The sequence below is a fragment of the Streptomyces sp. NPDC059895 genome, assembly GCF_042731035.1.
GTDB lineage: Bacteria > Actinomycetota > Actinomycetes > Streptomycetales > Streptomycetaceae > Streptomyces.
This window is the reverse complement of record NZ_JBHWKO010000047.1, coordinates 46,941-61,062: the sequence shown is the minus strand read 5'-3', so window position 1 is coordinate 61,062 and position 14,122 is coordinate 46,941. Positions and strand designations below refer to the sequence as shown.

General features: G+C 72.7%; 9 protein-coding genes and 1 pseudogene. 6 read left to right on the top strand and 4 right to left on the bottom strand.

What is annotated here, in order from left to right; genetic code table 11:
- The first annotated feature begins 481 nt into the window (after positions 1 to 481).
- Positions 482 to 2,811, top strand: a pseudogene (locus ACFV9M_RS34815) (AAA family ATPase).
- 36 nt (positions 2,812 to 2,847) lie between these two features.
- On the opposite strand, the gene ACFV9M_RS34810 reads toward ACFV9M_RS34815, so the two are convergent.
- Entirely contained in the window at positions 2,848 to 3,654 is an 807-nt protein-coding gene (locus tag ACFV9M_RS34810) for an alpha/beta hydrolase (RefSeq protein ID WP_385072181.1), read from the bottom strand.
- A 259-nt stretch (positions 3,655 to 3,913) separates the two neighbouring features.
- On the opposite strand from ACFV9M_RS34810, the gene ACFV9M_RS34805 reads away from it, so the two are divergent.
- Positions 3,914 to 4,384, top strand: coding sequence for an SsgA family sporulation/cell division regulator (locus ACFV9M_RS34805; protein WP_385072179.1), 471 nt, complete (start codon positions 3,914 to 3,916; stop codon positions 4,382 to 4,384).
- A gap of 218 nt (positions 4,385 to 4,602) precedes the next feature.
- Here ACFV9M_RS34805 and ACFV9M_RS34800 read toward each other — a convergent pair whose 3' ends face one another.
- Entirely contained in the window at positions 4,603 to 5,175 is a 573-nt protein-coding gene (locus tag ACFV9M_RS34800; RefSeq protein ID WP_385072177.1) for a hypothetical protein, read from the bottom strand.
- A 310-nt stretch (positions 5,176 to 5,485) separates the two neighbouring features.
- Between ACFV9M_RS34800 and ACFV9M_RS34795 the strand changes: the two genes are divergently transcribed.
- From ACFV9M_RS34795 to ACFV9M_RS34780, 4 genes are all read left to right on the top strand, one after another.
- Positions 5,486 to 6,493 carry an RNA polymerase sigma factor gene (locus ACFV9M_RS34795; RefSeq protein ID WP_385072176.1) on the top strand — a complete coding sequence of 336 codons (1,008 nt, stop codon included), beginning with the start codon at positions 5,486 to 5,488 and terminating at the stop codon, positions 6,491 to 6,493.
- 88 nt (positions 6,494 to 6,581) lie between these two features.
- Positions 6,582 to 7,484, top strand: coding sequence for an alpha/beta fold hydrolase (locus ACFV9M_RS34790; protein ID WP_385072173.1), 903 nt, complete (start codon positions 6,582 to 6,584; stop codon positions 7,482 to 7,484).
- Between the two features lie 1,147 nt (positions 7,485 to 8,631).
- Positions 8,632 to 9,558: a ricin-type beta-trefoil lectin domain protein gene (locus tag ACFV9M_RS34785; RefSeq protein WP_385072170.1), complete on the top strand. Its 927-nt coding sequence runs from the start codon at positions 8,632 to 8,634 to the stop codon at positions 9,556 to 9,558.
- Positions 9,559 to 9,712: 154 nt separating this feature from the next.
- Positions 9,713 to 12,502, top strand: a complete 2,790-nt coding sequence (locus ACFV9M_RS34780; protein ID WP_385072168.1) for an AAA family ATPase — start codon at positions 9,713 to 9,715, stop codon at positions 12,500 to 12,502.
- Positions 12,503 to 12,560: 58 nt separating this feature from the next.
- On the opposite strand, the gene ACFV9M_RS34775 is transcribed toward ACFV9M_RS34780, so the two are convergent.
- Both ACFV9M_RS34775 and ACFV9M_RS34770 read right to left on the bottom strand, forming a co-directional pair.
- Positions 12,561 to 13,376, bottom strand: coding sequence for an AAA family ATPase (locus ACFV9M_RS34775; RefSeq protein ID WP_385072165.1), 816 nt, complete (start codon positions 13,374 to 13,376; stop codon positions 12,561 to 12,563).
- Entirely contained in the window at positions 13,265 to 13,972 is a 708-nt protein-coding gene (locus ACFV9M_RS34770) for a right-handed parallel beta-helix repeat-containing protein (protein WP_385072163.1), read from the bottom strand. Before ACFV9M_RS34770 ends, ACFV9M_RS34775 begins: the two co-directional genes overlap by 112 nt.
- Positions 13,973 to 14,122: the final 150 nt, after the last annotated feature.

The window sequence follows — 14,122 nt, the reverse complement described above, 5'->3', positions numbered from 1 at the left end:
GGCACCTGCACCACCTGCCACCGCCCCCTGCCCAGAACCTCCGCCACCAGCCAGAACCCAAGAGCCAGAGCAACCTAACGGAGTCCTACTAGCTCCCCGACGGGGCACCCCGAGGCCCCCGCGTGTGCGTCCGTGTACATGTGTTGCCGGATACGTTTGAGCGTAGCCGACAGGTACCCGGGGGCGTGCGACGGGGGCGGTCGTGTGGGGGCGATCCGTACGGCAAGAGCCCTCTCGGCCATACCAGGTGACGAACACCCCCAGGGGCACTTAGTCTGCTCGACGAGGTGTGAGGGCGGGACAACGGGCACGTCACGGGAGTGACCGGCCGTCGTTCTGTCACACCCGGTCGGCCGCACAGTGGCGTACGGGCGTCGGCCGCACTGCCACGTACGGCGACACACACCCTCGATCCGGGCGGCGGGGCCGTGGGGGAGCGTGCGGACCGGGCCGATTCAGCGGTGAAGGGAGTGGGGGGACTGTGGAGTCGATCGTGGGGGCGATGGTCGGCCGGGAGCGCGAGCAGGAGGTCCTGTCGGCGTTCGTGGCGGACACCGAGGGCCGGGCCCTGGTCCTGCGCGGCGACACGGGGGTGGGCAAGAGCGCGCTGCTGGAGCACGTGGCCGGCCTCGCCGCGGCCGGGAAGCACCGGGTGATCCGGGCGGCCGGGGTGGAAGCCGAGTCGGAGCTGCCGTTCGCCGGGCTGCACCAGTTCCTCTATCCGCTGCTGTCCTCCATCGACCGGCTGGACGAGGTGCACCGCAGGGTCTTCGACGTCGTCTTCGGCAGGAGCCAGGGGGCGCCGCCGTCCGTCATGACCCTGGGCATCGCCGTCCTGGACCTGCTCTCCCTCGCGGCGTCCCAGATGCCGCTGCTGCTGGTGCTGGACGACGGTCAGTGGCTGGACGCCTCCAGCACCGAGGTGTGCGGTTTCGTCGGGCGCCGGCTCACCGGCAGCTCGGTGAAGCTCGTCGTCGTCCTGCGCTCCGACCTGGCCTCGGGCTTCGACACCGCCGCGCTGCCCTAACTGCCGGTGGCCACGCTCTCGGAGGAGGCCTCCGAGCAACTGCTGGACAGCCGCCACCCGGAGCTGGACCCCCACATCCGCCGACTGGTCCTGGACGAGGCCCAGGGCAACCCGCTGGCCCTGCTGGAGCTGCCCCCGTACGTACGCGCCGACCGGGCCGGGCGTACCCCCGAGGAACTGCTCGGGTACACCGGCATCCCGCTCCCCCAGCGGCTTCAGCAGGTGTACGGCGCCCGGATCGAGGCCCTCGGCGACACCGTCCGCGCGGAACTGCTGCGCGGTGCCCTGGACGGGGTCGGGGCGGGTGCCGCGGCGGGCCATGTGCGCGGTTCGCGCTACCGCATGACGGAGGCCGCCGAGGCCGCGGACTGCGGTCTGCTGGACATCGACCCCCTCACCGGCGACTTCGTGTTCCGGCATCCCCTCGTGCGTTCGACCGTCGTGCAGACGGCGACCCCCAACGAGCGCCGTGCGGCGCACGCCGTGCTGGCGCGGGTGCACCGGGACGACCTGGAGCGGCGGGCCACGCATCTGGCCGCCTCGACGGTCGACCCGGACGACGACGTCGCGGCCGTGCTGGAGGCCGCCGCGGACTCCGCCACGGTGCGGGGCGGGGCGGTGGCGGCCGTGGCCTGGCTGATCCGGGCGGCGGAGCTGAGCGAGAGTCACGCGGAGCGGTCCCGGCGGCTGGGCAGCGCGGCGTACATCGCCGGGCACTCCGGCCAGCTGGACCAGGCCCGGCGGCTGATCCGCTCGGGCGGCGGGTCCGGTTCCGACGACTCCCCGGCCTCGGTGATCACCTCGGGCTACGTCGCTCTCTTCGAGGACGGGGACGTGCGGTCCTCGCAGCGGCAGGTCTTCGCGGCGATCGAGAAGCTGCGCGACCGCGGGGTGCGGGAGCCGGACGAGGTGCTCACGCGCCTGATCGACCTGCTGCTGGCCATCAGTCAGTACGCGAGTGACGAGGTCGCGTGGGAGCGGGTGCACAAGCTTTTCGACGAGCTGGGCGACCTGGTGACTCCCCAGTCCCGTATCTACCAGGACTCCTGGGGCGACGTGGTGCGGCGCGGTGCCGGTGTGCGTGAGCGGGTGGAGCGGACCTTCGTCGGCCTGCACGACCTGGAGCCGTGGGACATCACCCGGCTGTCCGTCGCCGCTTATCACGTGGACACCCTCAGTCAGTACCGGCCGCATCTGCAGCGCACCGTGGACCGCGAGGTGGAGACGGGCGCCCTGGCCGACGCCATGACCATGCTGCATCTGATCATGCTCGACCAGATCGCGGTCGGTGAGTGGGCGGAGGCCGAGCGCACCGGGGAGCGGTGCCTGGAGCTGACGACCAAGCACCGGCACACGCTGTTCACCTATCACACGCAGGCCTATCTGGGTCTGGTGGCGGCGTTGCGGGGTGACATCGAACGGGCCCGGGAACTGCCCACACCCAAGGCAGGAAGGCAGCGCGCGTGCCGCTGACCCTGGCGGCGGAGACCTTCGAGCGGCTGGGGGCCACCGCCTGGGCCGAGCGGGCGCGGGCGGAACTGCGGGCCACGGGTGCGGTCCCGCTCTCCTCCTCGGCCCACCTCGCGGCGCTGACCTGGCAGGAGCGCCGGGCCGCGAACCTCGCCGCAAGCGGTCTGACGAACAAGGAGATCGGCGAGCGCATGCACCTCTCACCCCGCACCGTCAGCTCACACCTGTACCGGGTGTTCCCCAAGCTCGGCATCACCTCACGCGCCGCCCTGCGCGACGCACTCGGCAGACTGGCCGGCGATCAGGCGGTGTGACCCGGCCCCGGGCTCTGCGGACCCTGGGGCGGCCGGTCAGTTGCCGGCGGGAAGGGCTCGGACGCCGTGATCGTCGAGCCAGCCGAGGACGTAGTCGGCGACGAACCGCCACCCGCTGTCGATGACCAGGGAGTGCGCGCGGTCGGCGAACTGCTTGAGGTCCGTCGCGGCGGTGGAGTCGCCGTAGGCCTTGTACACGGCGCGGGTGGCGGAGTCGGGGACCAGCAGGTCCTCCTGTCCGGAGATCAGCAGCAGCGGGCCCCGGTCCGCATTGTCGACGTCCACCACGGCGTACGGGCTGCGCTCCGTGCCCGCGCAGCCCAGATCGGCGAGGAGCCGTCGGGGGGCGGGCACCACGTACCGTTCGAGGAGGCGGTCGGCCTCCTCCACCTCGACGGTGTTCGCGAAGACCCTGTGGAACTGCTCCGGGGAGAGCGGCACCACGTGTCCGGTGCGCTCATCCTGGCCGGGAGTCCAGAGCGCGGGCGGGGACTCGTACGGCGGGATGCCGTCGAGAGGGGCGGGGGCGATGGCCACGGCGGCCCGGCCGATGTCGGCGCCGATGAGGTGGTGGGCGATGAGCCCGCCGACCGAGTGGCCGACGATCACCGGCGCGACGTCGAACGAGCGGACGATTCCCGCGTAGTGCTCGGTCAGCGCTTCCAGACCGAGGCCACCGAACGCCTCCGGTGACTCGCGCAGCTTCCGGACGACGGCCCCCTCCCCCGGCCAGCCCGGGGTGAGGGCGAGGAAACCCCGGCTGGCGAAGCGCTCCGCCCGCGACTCCCAGGACAGCGCGTGCAGCCACGTGCCATGGATGAAGACGACGGGAGTACGGTTCACGGCGGGCCCCTCCGAGCATGACGACCATCAGCCCGGCGCGGGCACGCGGGCGACCCGTTCAGGATCGTCGAGCCGCAGGTCAGGGGCGACAGTCGAATGACTTGATGTCGGCGGCCCGCCAGGTGTCCGCCGGACCCGGTCGGCCCCGTGCACCGTCGAAGTCGGTGATGCCGGACGGTCAAGTTACTTATGTGCGACGTTCCCGGGGCGGCCAGAGTGGGTCGGGCCAGCTTTCGCCACAGAGAGGGATCCACTCGTCATGAGCGGCAACCGACCGGATGTACAGGCCCGCCGCACGGGGCCGTCCGACAGCCTTGAGCTGGTCCTGGACATCGAGCGCGTGCTGGACGTTGCCGCCAGGCAAGCTGTCAGGGCGGAGTTCCGGTTCGATCCGCGGTCCCCGTTGACCGTGTGTGTGGAGTTCCTCGTCGAGGGCGGCCCCTGCGTGCTGTGGCGGATCGGCCGTGATCTCCTCCACGAGGGTCTGTACTCGGTCAGTGGCCTCGGTGACGTCCGGATCTGGCCGACGCACCCGGAGGACCGCACCACCGCGCGACTCCAGCTGACCTCCCGGGACATGGCGGCCCTGTTCGAACTGCCCGTGCGGCCGCTGGCGGAGTGGCTGGAGCACACCTACGAACTGGTGCCCGCCGGTCAGGAACTCGCCGAGATCGACGGGGACTCGGCGACCGCGGACCTGCTCCAGGACCGCATGCCGCAGTCCGACTGAGCACGGCCCGACTGAGCACAGCCCGACTGAGCACGGGACCCGGCTCCTCATCCGGGTCGCCGCGCCGCGACGAGAACGGGACCGCCCGGAACCGTGGGGAACACACACTCCTCTCCCCCGGTCCGAGCGCTTCGAGCTCCTCCTTCATGCGGGCCGTGTCGAAGGAGTTGCCGCCGCCGCGCACCGCCGTCCACCGGCCGGCGGAGCGCCGCAGTGCGTCACCGGCGTCGGGGGTGGTCCCCGCTACCAGCCACGCTCCCGGCGCCAGGGCCTCGGCGAGCCGGGGCAGGGCGGGCCCGCAGCGCCGCCTCCGACAGGAACGGTGCCGGCAGCCGGACCGGCTCATAGGCCCCGGGCTCCGACGCGTCCGCCGCGTCCTGAAGGCGCGGCGACGCCCGGGCGGCCACGTCCGGATCGGCGGCGGCCGGCTGGGCCCGCCCCAGCTCCAGCGCCCGCTCCAGTACGTCGATGCCGTCCACCGGGGCCCGTACGAAGCTTTCCGCCGGCGTCAGGGCCGGCGCGCCGACTCCGGTACCCACGTCGAGTCCGTCGGGGCCCGGGCGGACCAGGGCCACGCTCTTCAGCACCACGGTGCGGGCCGGATCACTCGCGAGGACGTCCGCGAGGGGCTCCGACAGCGCCTGCCGCTGGGCCCTCACGCACGCGGCCATGGCCCACACCGCGGCGTCGAGCACGGCCACCGGGTCCTCACCGAGCGGCAGGGCGAGATGCGGGAAGGAAGCGGCGGGTGCGGACGATCCTGACGTGGAGAGCCTCCGGAGGAGCGCCACTACGACATATGTGTCGCGCTTGCACACACATATGTTGCCACAGTCGGGCGTGAGGTCCACGGGCAGAAAAGGGCAGGAACCCGCGGGAGGTGACGCGGTGCGCGATTGCCATGCCAGAAAGCGTGAACCTGCCGTGGTTCCCTTCCCGTTGCCCCTGAGAAGACCTCCTGCGGCCGGGCTGTCGACTGGCTGGCCCGGCCGCGGGACGGAGCGGTCGCCCTCGTGCTCTTCCCCGACATGAGGGCGACCGTGGCTACGACGGCTCGGTTACGCTCGACCGTGCACAGGTGTCATCGCCGGGAGGACAGGTATGAGCGGGATACCGGGGGACGCCGGTCCGCTGGAGGACGCGGCGCTGACCCTGGCCGCGCAGGCGGGCGACGTGTCCGCCCTGGCCCTGCTCCTGGAACGGCACCGGCCCGGGATGCGCGCGGTCGCGCTCAGTGTGCTGGGCCCCGGTCCGGACGTCGACGACGTCCTGCAGGAGGCGGCGCTGGTGGCGCTGCGCCGGATCGTGGACGTCCGTGATCCGGAAGCCGTCGGACCTTGGCTGCGGATGGTCGTACGCAACGGCTGCCGGACCCTGCTGCGGGGCGCGCGCCGGGTCGAACCCATGGAGGAGGTGCCCCTGCCGCCGGACGGTGAGACACCTGAACAGGTCCTGCAGAGCCACGCGCTGCGGAACTGGATCTGGGATGCCGTCGACTCGCTGTCACCGGCGCTGCGGCTTCCGGTGGTCCTGCGTTACTTCTCCTCCGGCATCACCTCGTACCAGCAGATCGCCGACGCCTGCGCGATTCCGGTCGGTACCGTGCGCAGCCGCCTCAGCCAGGCCCGCGTCGTCCTCGCCGCGTCCCTGGGCGCCACTGCGGCCACGGCACACGAGGACGCGGTGCGCCGTACCGAGAACAGCTGGCTGGAGGCGCACGCGACCCTTGAAGCCGCCGAGCGCGGCGAGTTCGACCGTGTGGTCAAGGACCGCTACTCCCCCGGCGTCTCGCTGCTCACCGGAGGGCAACGGCTCGGCGGAGCGGGCCTTCTGCTGGCGGGGATGGAGAGCGACCTGTTGGCAGGTGTGCGCCAGCGGCCCGTGCACGTGGTGGCCGGGCGGTCCCTGGTGGTCTGGGAGATGGAGCTGATCAGCCCGCCGGACGACCCGGACCACTGTCCGCCCGGTGTCGCGTGGATCATGTCGCTCGACGGCGGCCGCTTCGACCGGGTCTCGCTCTATCACGCACCGCGGACCGTGCCCACCCCCGACACCACCCCCGACACCAACGCCGACTCCAACGCCGACTCCAACGCCGACGCGGCGTGATCCAGTTCACACTCTCCCGATCGAACTTCCCGGCTCCGGGAGCGTCCTGTCGGTGTTCCTGACACCTGCGGACCTCATGGAGATCCCGATGACCACTCCCCTCTCCCCTGGCACCCACTCCTTCACAATCGGTGGAATCGTCCAGCGCTATCACGTCCACGGCACCGGACCGGTCTGTCTGGCGCACTCCGGCGGGCCGGGCATCCACTGGGAGTACCTGCGCATGCCCGCCCTCGAAGAGCACCTGACGATGGTCTACGTCGAGCCCATCGGCACCGCCGAGGACAGCCGGCTGCCCTCGCACCCGCACGGCTACACCCGGGAGCGCTACAGCCTCTTCCTCCAGTCGCTGATCAACCGGCTCGGCGTCCCCCGGGTGCACCTGCTGGGGCACTCGCACGGTGCGTTCGTCGCCGCCCATCACGCCCTGCACCGCGCGGAGCAGCTCGCGGGCGTGGTGCTGTACGAGGGCGCGCCCGTCACCGGGCCCGAGCACGGCGCCGAGGCGGGCCGGATGGTGGAGGCCTTCGCCGCACAGCACGCCGGCCATCCCGGACTGCCCGACGTGCTGGCCGCGTTCGGCGCGATGTCCCACATCTCCTGCGACGAGCAGACCGTGGCGGTCGCCCGCGGCGTACTGCCGTCCTACTTCGCCGACTACTGGGGCAACGAGGAGCGACTGGCCCCGCTCCGGGACGCGGTGACGGCCACGTACATCTCGGGCCTGGACGAGAACCTGGAGCCCGATGTCATCGACGACCGGACCGCGCTCAAGGGACTGAAGGTACCGGCACTGGTGGTGGTGGGCCGCCATGACGTGATCTGCGGGCCCCGCTGGGCGTACGAGATGGACGAGCTGATCCCCGACTCGCAGCTGCTGGTGCTGGAGAACAGCGGGCACATGGGGCACATCGAGGAGCCCGAGCTGTTCGCGGACACGGTCCGTGACTTCGTGCTGCGCACCACCGCTTCCCGGGACACGGACGCGTAGCGGACCGTACGGGACTCACCCCGTGCGTCGGCCCGGCGCGGGCCGACGCACGTGAACCCGGCGCGGGGCCCTGCGGGGGCACAGGCGACACCGACCCCGGCGGCGGGCAGGTCGGCCCCACCAACGGTCGATCAGTCACTGATCCGTGGTGGCCGCGTGGAAGTCGTGACAGGGGCGGCCTGCGGGCAGTCAGGACAGTTCCTCCCTGGGGCCTTCCGGCCCGGCGGCAGAGGATGCACCGGCCAGCCTCCCAGCCCGATGAACACCCACCCGCAGTACAACGCGACCCTGGCAGCGCGGCACAACCTCGCCGTCTCCCTGGCCCGCGACCTGAAGGGGACCGGCGTCACCTCGAACGTGGTCTCGCCCGGAGCCATCCTCGTCGAGGCCGCCAAGGAAAGACGCCCCGAGCGGGGTCGGCTCCCTCCTGAAGGAGAAGGTGGTCAGCCCGGCCGATGTGCCCGCACCGCGGCCAGGGCCGAGGCGCCGTCCTGGGACTCCGCCACGACACACAGGCCCCGAGCCGTCAGCGGCGTCCCTGGCGATGCGGCGGAATCCGGGGTCGTCGTCTACGACGACGATGTTGATGCAGATGGTCCCAGCATGCCGAACGGCCTCGCGGCGGGACCACAGGGGGAGCCCTACGGTTTGTGTATCGCTCACGCGAAGGAGATCCCCGCACCGGCCCTGGGGCGATCCGCGGTTCTCATGACATGTGTGCGCATGTGAACAGGTGTCACACGGAGGCCCGGGCCGTCCGCGCGGGACGCGGCGAGCGGCGCCCGATGGTGATCACCGTGGGCCCCGGCGGATAAACTCGATTTTCAACGGTCCGTCCGACGCGCCGATTTGAGCCCGCACTCGCGGACCGGTACGAATCACCTGACACACGTCCCGGGGATGAACCGGAACACCGGCATCCGCTGTACGTGTGGCACGGCAGGACCTCGCAGGGACCGGCCGTTCACCACCCCGGCACTCCCCGTACGCACGCCCCGGCTCCGCCGGAAAGGACACCATGAACCCTCCACCCACGCCCCGGTCCGCGGGGGACCTCCCCAAGAGAGTCCCGGGCACCGCCAGGCAGGTCAGTCCCGGATCCGGACCCGCACAGGGCGGATCGACGGCCGGGGACCCGGCGCCGGCGGTGCCCGGGACCGAGGACCGTTCGCCCGATGCGGCAGGGCGCGGCGCCTCCGTACCGCGGCTCTCCCAGATCTCCTCGCTCGGCGCGCGGGGAACCGGCGGACCCCACCGGGACCGGCACCCGGACCGCCTCGAACCGCCGGTGCCCGCCGCCCCGGCCGCCACCCCCGGCAAGGGCGCCAAGGCCCGGCGCGAGGGACTGCGCGGCGCGCTCGGCGTGGTGTGCGCCGTGGGGCTGCTGGCGGTGGGCAGCGCGGTGCTCACGCTGGGCCTGGTCGGCGGTGACGACGGTGACGAGCGCGCCGGGTCCTCCGGCTCCGTTGACTTCGACGCCGACACCTTCGACGGGCTCGGCGAAGGGTCGACCCCCTCGGCACAGACGTCGGGCGCCGACGCCGGGAAGAAGCCCGACGGCTCCGAGAAGCCCACCGCGTCCGCCTCGTCCACGGCCGACGCGTCGACCAGCGCTTCCGCGTCCCCGGGCAAGGACACGACCGCCTCACCGAAGGCGAAGGCCGAGACGAAGACGAGCGCGGCGGCCTCCGTACCGGGTGTCGGCGTCTACAGTCACGCCTCGCGGCGCTGCGTCGACGTCGTGGGCGGCAAGGCCGTGCAGGGCGCGAAGCTGATGATCTCAGACTGCAACCAGTCCGCCTCGCAGCACTGGACGTTCACCGACGGGACCATGCGCTCCCTGGGCATGTGCGTACAGCTCGCGGGCGGCTCGACCGCCGACGGCACGGACCTCGAACTCGCCTCCTGCGACGGCAGCCCGGCCCAGCGTTTCGTGCTGAACGTTCGCAACGACCTCGCCAACAGCTTCAGCGACAAGTGCGGGGACGTTCGCGACAACGGCACGGCGAACGGCACCAGACTCCAGCTGTGGTCCTGCTCCGGCGGGGAGAACCAGAAATGGTCCACGTCGTGAGGCCCTGAATGTCTTGAGGCCCTGAATGTCTTGAGGCCCTGAGTGGCCTGAGACCTTGGGTGTCCTGAGCACCCGGCGGCTACGGCAGCTCCCGTGACCTGCGCGGACCCGCACGCTCCTACAATGAGCGTTTTCGGGGGAAAGGGTGTCGCCCGTGGTGTTCGCCGATCCGCCGCGCGCCGCGGACGCCAACCGCCTGGTGGGGCGCGAGCACGACCTGGAGCACATCCTCGGTGTGTTCGAACGCCACACCGGGGGTGCCCTGCTGCTGTCCGGGGACCCCGGAGTCGGCAAGTCCACGGTGCTCGACGCCGTGGCCACGGCCGCCGCGCACAACGGCACGCGGGTGCTGCGCGCGGCCGGTGCCGAGTTCGAGGCGGACATCGGCTACTCGGCGCTGAACCAGATCCTGCTGCCCCTGCACGGCGCGCTCGACCGGCTCGGCACCCCGGGCCGGGAGGCCATGACGGTCGCCCTTGGCTTCGGTGCCGGCCCGCCGCCCGAACGGCTGGTCGTCTGCAACGCCACGCTGGCCCTGCTGCGGTCGGCGGCCGAGGACGGTCCCGTCCTGCTGATCGTGGACGACCTGCCCTGGGTGGACCGGGCGAGCGCCGGCGTCTTCGGCTTCCTCGCGCGCCGGATCTCCGGCGAGCGCATCCGGTTCCTCGCCGCCTCCCGCACCGGCGTGGACAGCTTCTTCGACGGCGCCGGGCTCACGGCGTACGAACTGCCCGCCCTGGACCGCGACTCCGCCGCCCGGCTGGTCGACCTCCGCTTCCCCGACCTCGCGCACCCGGTGCGGCAGCGCCTTCTGGACACCGCGCAGGGCAACCCGCTGGCCCTCCTCGAACTCCCCGGCGCGCTGCGCGCGGACCAGCGCCGGGCCCGGGAGGTCCTGCCGCCGGTCCTGCCGCTCGGCGAACGTCTCCGGTCCCTCTTCGTCTCCCGCGTCCGCTCCCTGCCCGCCCCGACCCGCACCCTGCTGCTGCTCGCCACCCTCGACGGCAGCGGCGACCTCGGTGTGCTGTCGGCGGCCGCACGGGAGACGGACGGCGAACCGGACCTGCGCGACCTGGACACCGCCGAGGCGGACGGGCTCATCCGGGTGACGCAGTCCCCGCGCCGGCTGGTGTTCCGGCACCCGCTGATCATGTCGGCGGTGGTCGACGCGGCCACCAGCAGCGCCCGGCGCGCCGCCCACCGCGCGCTGGCGCGGGTTCTCGTCGACCAGCCGGAACAGCGCGCCTGGCATCTGGGCGAGGCCACCCTCCAGCCCGACGAGGAGGTGGCCCTCCTGCTGGAACGCGCGGCCCGGCGCATCCTGGACCGCGGGGACGCCGTGGCCGCGATCGCGGCGCTCACCCGCGCGGCCGACCTCAGCCCGCGGGGCACCGACCGCGCCCGCCGCCTGTCGGAGGCCGCCTACGTGGGCGCGGAGGCGATCGGCGCCCTGCACAGCGCGTCGGAGCTGCTGGAGGACGCCTCGCGGGCGGATCCCGCCCACGGCACCTCCCGCACCTCCGCGAACGCCGCCGTACAGCTCGTGCTGAACAGCGACGGCGACCTGGTCACCGCCCATCGCCTCCTGGTCGGTGCCATCGAGGAGGGCGACCACGGCTACGACGCCGAGGACCCCGGGCTCGTCGACGCCCTGCACTTCCTGCTCCTGCTCTGCAACTACGGGGCCGACGAGAAGCTGTGGGAGCCCTACTACCGGGCCGTCGCCCGGCTGCGTCCCGCGCCCCCGCCGCTGCTGCTGGTCGCCGCCCGCACCTGGGGCGACCCGGCGCACGCGGACGCGGCGACGCTCCGGGAACTCGACGAGTTCATCGACGGCGCCCTGAAGGAGACCGACCCGGCGCGCATCGTCCGGGTGGGCACCGCCGCGCTCTACCCGGACCGGCTGGCGGCGGTGCGCGAGGCGGCCTGGCGGCTGGTGCGGCAGGGCCGTGAGGGCGGCCCGGTGCGCCGGCACATCGGCGCGCTGCTGCATCTGTGCCTGGACGGCTACCACCGGGGCCGCTGGGCCGAGGTCCTGGAGCTGTCGGAGGAGGGGCTGACGCTCTGCGCGAGGTCCGGCTACACCGTCTGCACCTGGTTCTCCCAGTACACCAAGGGGATGGTGACGGCCTCCCGCGGAGACACCGTAACCGCGCACGCGCTCGCCGACGCGATGATCAACTGGGCGTCACCGCGCGGCATCCGGGAGGCCGTCCACTGCGCGCAGCACGTCCACGCCCTCGCCGACATCGCCGACGGCGACTTCGACGCGGCGTACGGGCGCGTCACCTCCATCAGCCCCGCGGGCAGCTTCCCGCCGTACGTCGCGCACGCCTCGTGGGTGTTCTTCGATCTGGTGGAGGCCGCGGTGCGCACGGGACGGCGGGCCCAGGCGACCGCGCATGTGCGGGCGCTGCGCGAGACGAACGTCGCCGGACTCTCACCCCGCCTCGAACTGCTGGCCGGCTGCGCCGAGGCTCTGGTGGCGGACGACGACGCGGACGCGGTCCGGCTGTTCGAGAAGGCGCTGGCCACCCGGGACGCGGAGCGGTGGCCGTTCGAACTGGCGCGGGTGCGGCTCGCGTACGGCGAACGGCTGCGCCGCTCACGGGCGTTGTCGGAGTCGAAGATCCCGCTGACCGCCGCGCTGAAGGCGTTCGAGCGGCTGGAATCCGTGGCCTGGGCGGAACGCGCGCGCAAGGAACTGCGGGCAGCCGGACGGAGCATGCCGCACCCGGACGGCGGGACCGGGCCGGCCCTGACCGCGCAGGAACGCGAGATCGCGGAGCTCGCCGCGTCCGGGCTGACGAACAAGCAGATCGCCGAGCGCCTGTTCATCTCGCACCGGACCGTCGGCGCGCACCTCTACCAGATCTATCCGAAGCTGGGCATCGCCTCACGGGTGGCGCTGCGGGACGCGCTGCGCCGGGAGGACCGGGACTGACGTACCGCTCGCCGGTGCCCGGTGAGTACCGGCGAGCGGCACGCACCGTTCGCCGCCGTCACGCCACCGCGCCCGGCGGCACGGCGAGCGCCGCCTGCGGCAGGTCGTCCGGCAGGAGTGTGGTGAGCACCTCCAGGTCCGGGGTGGCCAGGGCGGACAGCCGGCCCGCCTGACGGGTCATCATGGTCTCCAGGATCTGGCGGGCCAGCCGCGCGTTGCCGAAGGACCGGGTGCGGGGCAGGGCGTCGATGTGGGCACGCAGCGCCGCCACCGTCGCGGGCGCGCACACGTATCCCGCGGTCGCCGCCTGCTTCTCCGTGATCGACAGCAGTTCGTCGGTGGAGTAGTCCTCGAAGGTGACGTGCCGGGAGAAGCGCGAGGCCAACCCGGGGTTGGAGGCGAGGAAGCGGTCCCTCTCCGCGGAGTAGCCCGCGACGATCACGGCCACCTCGTCGCGGCGGTCCTCCATCAGCTTCACCAGGGTGTCGATGGCCTCCTGACCGAAGTCGGCGCCGGAGCCCTTGCTGTCGGAGAGCAGGGTGTACGCCTCGTCGATGAACAGGACGCCGCTCAGGGCCTGTTCGAACACCTCGGTGGTCTTGATCGCGGTGCCGCCGATCACCTGGGCGACCAGGTCGGCCCGCGACACCTCGACGATGTGCCCCGAGGACAGCATGCCCAGGCTCGCGAGGATGCCGCCGTAGAGGCGGGCCACGGTGGTCTTGCCGGTGCCGGGCGGGCCCGCGAAGACCAGGTGCCGGCTCATCGGCGGGGCCGGTATGCCCAGTCGGGCCCGCCGCTGGGCGAGCTTGCCCAGGCTGACGAGCATGTTGACCTGCTCTTTGACGTTGGTGAGACCGATGAGCGCGTCCAACTCCGCGACCAGCGCGTTCTCCGGCGGACCGGTCTCCTTGCCGCCGCCGCTGTCCGCCGTGCCGTCGCCGGGGGCGGCCGGATCGGCGGCCGGGTCGGTGCCCTCGTCGGGGGACTTGTTGTCGACGCTGGTGAGATGGGAGAGGGTGAAGTCGACGCGGGACGGGGCCGCTTGAGGCCGGCTCCCCGGTTGGACCGCACCGTGCAGTCGGTGACCTCGACGGGGCGGTCGGTGTCGATCCGGATGCCGTCCCCGGCGTTGCCGCTGAACTCGGACGCCTTCAGGACCGAGCGGCCACCGGTGCCGATCAGGGCGCCGTGGCCACCGCTGCCCAGCACCCGGGTGCGGATCAGGGTCAGATCGCCGTCCTGTTCCACGGCGGCCCCGGAGGCGGAGCAGCCGGAGATCTCGCAGTCCCGCAGTGTGACCCGTCCGTCGCCGCCGACGCAGACCCCGGACCGGCCCGCGCCGCGCAGCGCGGACGTCCCGACATGGGGGTTGCCTCCGCCCTCGACGCGCAGGGCGTGCCCCGCGCAGTCGCCGACCTCGCAGTCCTCGAACCGGCCCCGGCCGTTCCCGGCGACCAGGATGCCCACCCCGCGCGCCTCCGTGACCCGCGCCCGGCGCAGCAGCGGATTGGCCCCCGTGCCGAGCGACACACCGTTCGCCCCCGCGCGTACGACGTCCAACTGGTCGCGAACTCCGTGACCGATTCGCGCTCCAGCCGGACGCCCACGCCCTTGCTG